Origin of the sequence: Acidovorax sp. 35-64-16, from assembly GCF_002281195.1 — a bacterium.
In the GTDB taxonomy this organism is placed as follows: domain Bacteria; phylum Pseudomonadota; class Gammaproteobacteria; order Burkholderiales; family Burkholderiaceae_C; genus Acidovorax; species Acidovorax defluvii.
Genome location: NZ_NCFM01000053.1, coordinates 23,359 through 30,690 on the forward strand (window position 1 = coordinate 23,359; position 7,332 = coordinate 30,690).

The window sequence follows — 7,332 nt, forward strand, 5'->3', positions numbered from 1 at the left end:
CAGACGCCAAGTCACACAATACGCAGATGAAGCCTCCCCCAAGTCACAAGGCCCATTGAAGGGCTGCGCCACCCAACGCCAAATCCGCTGCGCGGGCATGGCCCTGCAAGGGCCGGGGCATCGTGGCTGCGAGACAATGCACCGATGAACCCGCTTGCCACCAGCACTGCCACCTCGCCTCTGGAATGGACCAGCCAGGGTGCGTTCGCCAGCCTGGGGCCCACGTTTTTCACCGCATTGGAGCCCACCCCCCTGCCCCAACCGCACTGGATAGGCACCAGCACCGACGTGGCGCAACTGCTGGCGCTTGATGCAGACTGGATGGCGTCGGACGAAGCGCTGCATGCGTTCACGGGCAATGCCCGCCTGCCCGGCAGCAGCCCCCTGGCCAGCGTTTACAGCGGCCACCAGTTTGGCGTGTGGGCCGGGCAGCTGGGCGACGGGCGGGCCATCCTGCTGGGCGAAACCATGGGCGGGCTGGAGGTGCAGCTCAAAGGCAGCGGCCGAACCCCCTACTCGCGCATGGGCGATGGGCGCGCCGTGCTGCGTTCGAGCATCCGCGAATTCCTGTGCAGCGAAGCCATGCACGCGCTCGGCATCCCCACCTCGCGGGCCTTGTGCTTAACAGGGTCACCGGCGCCCGTGCGCCGCGAAGAAATTGAAACCGCTGCCGTGGTGACCCGGGTGGCGCAGAGTTTTATCCGTTTCGGCCATTTCGAGCATTTCGCCGCCCGTGGCAAGGTGGACGAGCTGCGCGCGCTGGCCGACTATGTGATCGACCGGTATTACCCGGCCTGCCGCACCACCGGGCAGCCTGGTGGCAACGCCTATGCAGCGTTGCTGCAGGCCGTGAGCGAGCGCACGGCAACCCTGATGGCGCACTGGCAGGCCGTGGGGTTTTGTCATGGTGTGATGAACACCGACAACATGAGCATTCTGGGTTTGACCATCGACTACGGCCCCTTTCAGTTTCTGGATACCTTTGCGCCCGGCCACGTCTGCAACCACAGCGACACCCAGGGCCGATATGCCTTCAACCGCCAGCCCAACGTGGCCTACTGGAATCTGCATTGCCTGGCCCAGGCCTTGATGCCGCTGATCGGCGACGAAGAGTTGGCCCGGGAGGCCCTTGCGTCGTACAAAACCGTTTTTTCCACCGACTTCATGGCCCGCATGCGCGCCAAGCTGGGCCTTGCCGGCGAGCGTGCCGACGATGCCGAATTGATCGACGGGATCTTGCTGCTGCTGGCAGAAAACGGAGTGGACTACACCATCTTTTGGCGCCGCCTGTCGCACGCCGTCGCGCAAAACCATTTTGAACTGGTGCGCGACCTGTTTGCCGACCGTGCGGGCTGGGACCAGTGGTTGCTATCATATAGTGAGCTACTTGCGCTTACAAATAAAGGGCTAGCGGCCGATTTGATGCTAAACAACAATCCCAAGTTCGTGCTGCGCAACCACCTGGGCGAGCAGGCCATCCGGGCTGCGAAACTTGGTGATTTCTCCAAATTCCAAACCCTGCAGCGCCTGCTGGAGCGTCCGTTTGACGAGCATCCTGGCCACGACGCCTGGGCAGACTTCCCGCCCGACTGGGCCTCATCCATCGAGATCAGCTGTTCATCATGAGCTACCCCATCCAGAAAACCGACGCCGAATGGCAAACGCTGCTCCAGGAAAAGGGTGCCGAGCCCGGCGCGCTGCAGGTTACACGCCATGCGGCCACCGAGCGCCCCTTCACCGGCAAATACGAAGCACACTGGGCAGACGGCACCTACCACTGCATCTGCTGCGGCGCCAAGTTGTTTGATGCGGGCACCAAGTTTGATGCCGGCTGCGGCTGGCCGAGCTTTTCGCAGGCAGTGCCCGGAGCCATTGCAGACATCGTCGATCGCAGCCACGGCATGGTGCGCACCGAAACCGTGTGTGCACAATGCGGGGCGCATCTGGGCCATGTCTTCGAAGACGGCCCGGCACCAACAGGCCTGCGCTACTGCATGAACTCCGCCTCACTCGACTTCACACAGAAGACCCCTTGAACCGGCCCAGGCCGTCACCCCAACCTCTGGCGACATGAAACTACTGATCGACTTCTTTCCCATCTTCCTGTTCTTCGCGGCATTCAAGATCTGGGGTATCTACATCGCCACAGCCGTGGCCATTGCCGCCACGGTGGTGCAGATCGGCTACCTGCATTTCAAGCACGGCAAGGTCGAACCCATGCAATGGCTCAGCCTCGGGGTGATCGTGCTCTTCGGTGGCGCCACGCTGCTGTCGCAAAGCGACACCTTCATCAAGTGGAAGCCCACCGTGCTCTATTGGTTGATGGGTGGCGCACTGTTGGGCGGCCAGCTGTTTTTCCGCAAAAACCTGCTCAAGTCCCTGATGGGCGCTCAGATGGACTTGCCGGAATCAGCATGGCGCACCATGAACTGGAGCTGGACGGGCTTCTTTGCCGTCATGGGCGTGCTCAACCTCTGGGTGGCTTACAACTTTGATACCGACACCTGGGTCACCTTCAAGCTTTTCGGTGGCATGGGGCTGATGTTTGTTTTTGTGCTGGTGCAAGCGCTGTATCTCAGCCGCTACATGAAGGACACCGAAGACACCAAGGGGCCACAAGCATGACCACGATCCCGCTTCCCGCCCTGGCCCAGGCCATGCAGCAGCGCCTGGCTGAAAAGCTCAACCCCACCGTGGTGGAGGTAGTAGATGAAAGTGCCGCCCACACAGGCCATGCGGGCGCCAACGGCACGGGTTTCGGCACCCATTTCAGGGTGCGCATTGCGTCACCTTTGTTTACCGGAAGAAGCCGCGTTGCGCAGCATCGCCTTGTGTATGATGCGCTGCAAGAATTTATTGACCAGGGTGTTCACGCCATCGTCATTGAAGTTCTCTGACCCGGCCCCCATCTTTACTGTTGCCGGCCTTCGGCCTGTAATCACTTTCTCACTTTTTGGATTCCGCATGAAGAAACAGCTCCTGTCCGGCCTCGTGGCCGCTGCCGTGCTGGGCACGATGGCCCTGCCCGTATCCGCCCAGAACCTTGCCATCGTGAATGGCAAGGCCGTGCCCAAAGAGCGCGCCGAAGTTCTGCGCCAGCAGGTAGAGCGGTCCGGCCGCCCCGTCACCCCTGAAGTGGAAGGTCAGATCAAGGAAGAAGTGATCGCCCGCGAAATCTTCCTGCAGGAAGCCCAAAAGCGCGGCCTCGAAGGATCTGCCGACTACAAAACGCAAATGGAGTTGGCCCGCCAAACCATCCTGATCCGCGAACTGTTCGCCGACTACCAGAAGAACAACCCCGTGACCGACGCTGAAATCCAGGCCGAGTACGACAAGTTCGTGGCCAACAACAGCGGCAAGGAATACAAGGCCAGCCACATCCTGGTGGACAAGGAAGCGGATGCCAAAGCCATCATTGCATCCATCAAAAAGGGTGCCAAGTTTGAAGACATCGCCAAGAAGCAGTCCAAAGACCCAGGCTCTGGCGCCAAGGGCGGCGATCTGGACTGGGCCAACCCCGCCAGCTATGTGAGCGAATTCACGGAAGCCCTGATCAAGCTCAGCAAGGGCAAGATGACCGAGACCCCTGTGAAGAGCCAGTTTGGCTGGCACGTGATCCGCCTGGACGACATGCGCCAAGCCCAGTTGCCCAAGCTGGACGAGGTCAAGCCGCAAGTTGCGCAGCAACTGCAGCAGCAAAAGCTGGCCAAGTTCCAGGAAGAACTGCGCGCCAAGGCCAAGGTCGAATAAAAAGTGCCTGAATGCGTTCGCACTGAACGCAGGCTCCACAATAGAAAAACGCGGTCCAGGCCGCGTTTTTTTATGGTGAAAGCGCCTTTCGCGCTTCCCTTGGAAATCAGCGCGCCTCGCAGGGCCTTATCTCTTGAGCACCCAGCCCAGCACCATCAGGCCACCGATCATGACTGGCTGATGCACCATGTAGTAGCTCAGACTCCACCGCCCGAGAGATGCCAGTGGCCGCAAGAACAACGGCACACCCAGCGGCACCAACGATACCGGTCGGGACAGCATCCACTGCCCAGCAGCCAGACCCCACCAGATGATTCCCAGCCAGGGCAGCACCGGCACGTAGTCCTCTGTAAACGGCTTGCGGGACACCAGGCCAAGCCAGTTCAAAGCGCGCCCATTCAACAGCGGCGCCCACTCAGCATCCACACCCGACAGGAGCAGCTTTGCACACCACGGCAGCGCCAGTGCAATGGCTCCCGCCAGCCAAAGCCAGCGCCCCCAGCCCGCGGTGCACCGGGCCACCACCAGCATGACCGCCATGCCATGCAGCACACCGAAATAGATAAAGCTTTGCGGAAACATCACCCACGAACTGACCGTCACCAGCACGGCGCAGCCAGCAATCTGGAGCCAGCGCCGACCAAACCGCACCCACCCCTGCCCTTGCTGTAAGGCGATGGCCTGACCGAGACCAGCACAGAAAAGAAAGAGGCTCACGATGGCGGTGCGCTGCAGAGTCCAGAAAGGATCAGCACGAAAATTCTGTGGCCAATAGCCAAAATGGCTCAGATCGAAACAAAAGTGGAAAACAGTCATCCACAGCATGGCAAAGCCCCGAAGGGCATCCACGCTGTCATAGCGAGCGTGGGGACTGGTGGCGGTGGAGAGCAGGTGATGAACGGTCATGGGTGTCGCGGCATTGCACTCGGCAGCATAGCTGCGCCGAATCGCAACATAGTGCTCTGTCTGCCAAGTTGGGTATCTGACAGGCAACAAAAAAGGACTTGCAGCGTTTGCTGCAAGTCCTTTGAACAATGGTCGGAGCGGCGGGATTCGAACTCGCGACCCTCTGCTCCCAAAGCAGATGCGCTACCAGGCTGCGCTACGCTCCGACAGCTCGTATTCTATCCCGGAATTCAGAGCTGTTTGGAGTCTGATGCATTTCTTTTTTTACATCTCTCCAGCCACTGAAGTCACCGGCAAAGAATCAACGACTCGAAGGACCAGGGCCACGACCGGCCAGATGGCGGAAAGTGATGCGGCCCTTGGTCAAATCGTAAGGCGACAGTTCCAGCGAGACCTTGTCGCCCGCCAGAATGCGGATATGGTGCTTGCGCATCTTTCCACCGGTGTAGGCAATCAACTGATGGCCGTTTTCCAGGGTTACGCGAAAACGCGAGTCGGGCAAAACTTCCGTCACGGAGCCTTGCATTTCAATCAGTTCTTCTTTGGCCATGTGTATCTCTTAAAAACAAATATTCTGTGGTTGATGCGCCGGCACATCGTGCATCCACAACCGCCGTCACCGTGCCTTCTGGGGGCTCGGAGCACGGTGCTTTGCGGGCGGGGGAGTCGCTGCACCCGGGGTGCAGATCAGAAAAGAGGCCGGTGAGACGGCTTCAATGGACAGGCGAGGCGCTGTGCATGAGCGTGACAATTGTAGCGCGATGTCCCCGTCCTGCCTATGTCGCCAAGACAGACCGCCCGGCAAAGGTCAAATCCCTCTCTTGCTGCATCCGCCACAGTCGGTGGGTGCGCAGCACAACATGCCACGGCATGCGACCGATAGAATCAGCCGCTTTCGTCCTTGAGGGTTCGTCCGTGTCTGATCGCCTGGCAGTTTTGCCGCAATACATCATGCCCAAGCGGGCCCTCACCACCCTGGCTGGCAAATTTGCCTCCGCACAGTTAGGAAGTTTGACCACGGCAGTGATACGCCGCTTTGTGGCACGCTACGACGTGAACATGGCAGAGGCTGCCAACCCCGACGTCGCCAGCTATGCGTCGTTCAACGACTTCTTCACACGCTCTTTAAAACCTGGCGTACGTCCGCTGGCATCGGCCGATCTGATCTGCCCGGTGGACGGAACCATCAGCCAATTCGGTAGCATCGATAAAGACCAGGTTTTCCAGGCCAAAGGCCACCGCTATTCCACAACAGCGCTGATCGGTGGTGATGCGCTGCTTGCAGCGCCCTTTGACCACGGCCACTTCGCCACCTTGTACCTGAGCCCACGCGATTACCACCGTATTCACATGCCCTGCGCGGGTCAGCTCACGCGCATGGTGCATGTGCCGGGTGACCTATTTTCTGTGAACCCCACCACTGCGCGTGGCGTGCCTGGCCTGTTCGCACGCAATGAGCGCGTCGTGTGCGTTTTTGAATCGGCACATGGGCCATTTGTGCTGGTGCTGGTGGGCGCCACCATCGTGGGCAGCATGGCCACCGTGTGGCATGGCCAAGTCAATCCTCCGCGCACTGGTCAGCTGCGTCAATGGGACTACGCGCCAGGTCAGGTGGCCCTGCGGCAAGGCGAAGAGATGGGTCGTTTTCTACTGGGATCTACCGTGGTGATGCTATTTCCGAAGGGGCCGCTGCAGTTCAACGCCCATTGGGCCGCGGCACGACCTATTCAACTAGGTGAATCTATGGCCCAGCGCCAATAAACCGCAGGTGCACTTCGAGCAATATTGACGCCACTCCAACAGTGAAAGCACTCCTTCAGAAGCTATCCAGGACACGCGTGAGCGAAAACGCGGTGGGCTCCAGGGTCAACATGTCGGGATGCACGGGAGTCTCGTGGCCCACCAGATAGACGCGCATGGCATTGCGCCGAATCACAACATGGCTTACCGTCTCCCGGCTCTGCCCAAACTGAACGGACACACCCTGCTTGAAAAGGGGCATGTAGTAGTAAACCGCATCGCTCATCGTATGCGGCTCCCCCCGCTGTCTGCATGATTGGCACCGCCCTCCCAAATGGAGGCAACTTTTAATCCTAGCACCCCCGAGAGCACTGCGCAGAACGGAAGCCCCAAAAGTAACGGTTACAGAAAAAATTTCTCAAGAAGGCAACGGAGAACTCAGCGAGAAAAACGGCAGAATACATGCCCGGAACGACGGCTTCCTGAGGGCGATGCCCAAGAGACCAAAGCGCGAAACCGCGCCACCACAAAGGGCACGCGCAAAAAAGTCCCAACCGATAAGGGTTGGGATTTCAAATTATGGTGGTAGAACACGAAACTGAGCCCGCGTCCGTCATCTGAACCAGATACGAAAGCGACCCCATTGTAGGTGCCCACCTGTACGAAACGAGCATTTGGGAAATCCGGCCGTCCAACGCTGCGCCAGCTCGGACAACCATAAACACACCCATTCACACCCATTCTTGGACACCTTCACCACCTGCCCGGCCTGGATGCCACTTGCCTTAGTCCCATTTTGGGACTACACTTCGACCCATGCGAGTGATTGCCGTGTCCACCCTTCGGGCCTTCTGGGAGCGCTACCCCGACGCCGAGCAGCCGCTGAAGGCTTGGTACGAGGAGGCCACCAGTGCGAGCTGGAGCCAGCCCGCCGAC

At 59.7% G+C, this 7,332-nt stretch carries 9 protein-coding genes and 1 tRNA gene; 6 read left to right on the top strand and 4 right to left on the bottom strand.

Translation table 11 applies throughout. The features are described from left to right. The first annotated feature begins 144 nt into the window (after window positions 1–144). The 5 genes from B7Y64_RS17945 (at window position 145) to B7Y64_RS17965 (ending at window position 3,750) form a co-directional block, all read left to right on the top strand. A complete protein-coding gene (locus tag B7Y64_RS17945; RefSeq protein WP_291324032.1) occupies window positions 145–1,626 on the top strand; it encodes a protein adenylyltransferase SelO in 1,482 nt (493 codons plus the stop codon). Continuing rightward, window positions 1,623–2,036 carry a peptide-methionine (R)-S-oxide reductase MsrB gene (msrB, locus tag B7Y64_RS17950; protein ID WP_024815322.1) on the top strand — a complete coding sequence of 138 codons (414 nt, stop codon included), beginning with the start codon at window positions 1,623–1,625 and terminating at the stop codon, window positions 2,034–2,036. Before B7Y64_RS17945 ends, msrB begins: the two co-directional genes overlap by 4 nt. A 34-nt stretch (window positions 2,037–2,070) precedes the next feature. Beyond that, entirely contained in the window at window positions 2,071–2,625 is a 555-nt protein-coding gene (locus tag B7Y64_RS17955; protein ID WP_291324033.1) for a septation protein A, read from the top strand. Then, window positions 2,622–2,897: a BolA family protein gene (locus B7Y64_RS17960; RefSeq protein ID WP_111867985.1), complete on the top strand. Its 276-nt coding sequence runs from the start codon at window positions 2,622–2,624 to the stop codon at window positions 2,895–2,897. Before B7Y64_RS17955 ends, B7Y64_RS17960 begins: the two co-directional genes overlap by 4 nt. A gap of 67 nt (window positions 2,898–2,964) precedes the next feature. Next, window positions 2,965–3,750 carry a peptidylprolyl isomerase gene (locus tag B7Y64_RS17965; RefSeq protein ID WP_024815325.1) on the top strand — a complete coding sequence of 262 codons (786 nt, stop codon included), beginning with the start codon at window positions 2,965–2,967 and terminating at the stop codon, window positions 3,748–3,750. Between the two features lie 126 nt (window positions 3,751–3,876). Here the strand turns inward: B7Y64_RS17965 and B7Y64_RS17970 are convergent, their stop codons facing one another. The 3 genes from B7Y64_RS17970 to infA all read right to left on the bottom strand — a co-directional run bounded on the left by B7Y64_RS17970 (window position 3,877) and on the right by infA (window position 5,206). Further along, on the bottom strand, window positions 3,877–4,656 hold the full coding sequence (locus B7Y64_RS17970) for a heparan-alpha-glucosaminide N-acetyltransferase (protein ID WP_291324036.1): 780 nt from the start codon (window positions 4,654–4,656) through the stop codon (window positions 3,877–3,879). A 129-nt stretch (window positions 4,657–4,785) separates the two neighbouring features. Then, window positions 4,786–4,862: transfer RNA gene (locus B7Y64_RS17975), tRNA-Pro, on the bottom strand. Between the two features lie 95 nt (window positions 4,863–4,957). Then, window positions 4,958–5,206, bottom strand: a complete 249-nt coding sequence (gene infA / locus B7Y64_RS17980) for a translation initiation factor IF-1 (RefSeq protein WP_024815327.1) — start codon at window positions 5,204–5,206, stop codon at window positions 4,958–4,960. Between the two features lie 365 nt (window positions 5,207–5,571). On the opposite strand from infA, the gene asd reads away from it, so the two are divergent. Further along, on the top strand, window positions 5,572–6,417 hold the full coding sequence (asd, locus tag B7Y64_RS17985; RefSeq protein WP_291324034.1) for an archaetidylserine decarboxylase: 846 nt from the start codon (window positions 5,572–5,574) through the stop codon (window positions 6,415–6,417). Between the two features lie 55 nt (window positions 6,418–6,472). Here asd and B7Y64_RS17990 read toward each other — a convergent pair whose 3' ends face one another. Further along, window positions 6,473–6,682, bottom strand: a complete 210-nt coding sequence (locus tag B7Y64_RS17990) for a hypothetical protein (protein WP_024815329.1) — start codon at window positions 6,680–6,682, stop codon at window positions 6,473–6,475. Window positions 6,683–7,332: the final 650 nt, after the last annotated feature.

Excerpts from the sequence above, each read along its gene's own strand:
- B7Y64_RS17990 (WP_024815329.1), bottom strand. The coding sequence starts at position 6,682 with ATGAGCGATGCGGTTTACTACTACATGCCCCTTTTCAAGCAGGGTGTG.
- B7Y64_RS17945 (WP_291324032.1), top strand. The coding sequence starts at position 145 with ATGAACCCGCTTGCCACCAGCACTGCCACCTCGCCTCTGGAATGGACC.
- msrB (WP_024815322.1), top strand. The coding sequence starts at position 1,623 with ATGAGCTACCCCATCCAGAAAACCGACGCCGAATGGCAAACGCTGCTC.
- B7Y64_RS17970 (WP_291324036.1), bottom strand. The coding sequence starts at position 4,656 with ATGACCGTTCATCACCTGCTCTCCACCGCCACCAGTCCCCACGCTCGC.
- B7Y64_RS17960 (WP_111867985.1), top strand. The coding sequence starts at position 2,622 with ATGACCACGATCCCGCTTCCCGCCCTGGCCCAGGCCATGCAGCAGCGC.
- B7Y64_RS17955 (WP_291324033.1), top strand. The coding sequence starts at position 2,071 with ATGAAACTACTGATCGACTTCTTTCCCATCTTCCTGTTCTTCGCGGCA.
- infA (WP_024815327.1), bottom strand. The coding sequence starts at position 5,206 with ATGGCCAAAGAAGAACTGATTGAAATGCAAGGCTCCGTGACGGAAGTT.
- B7Y64_RS17965 (WP_024815325.1), top strand. The coding sequence starts at position 2,965 with ATGAAGAAACAGCTCCTGTCCGGCCTCGTGGCCGCTGCCGTGCTGGGC.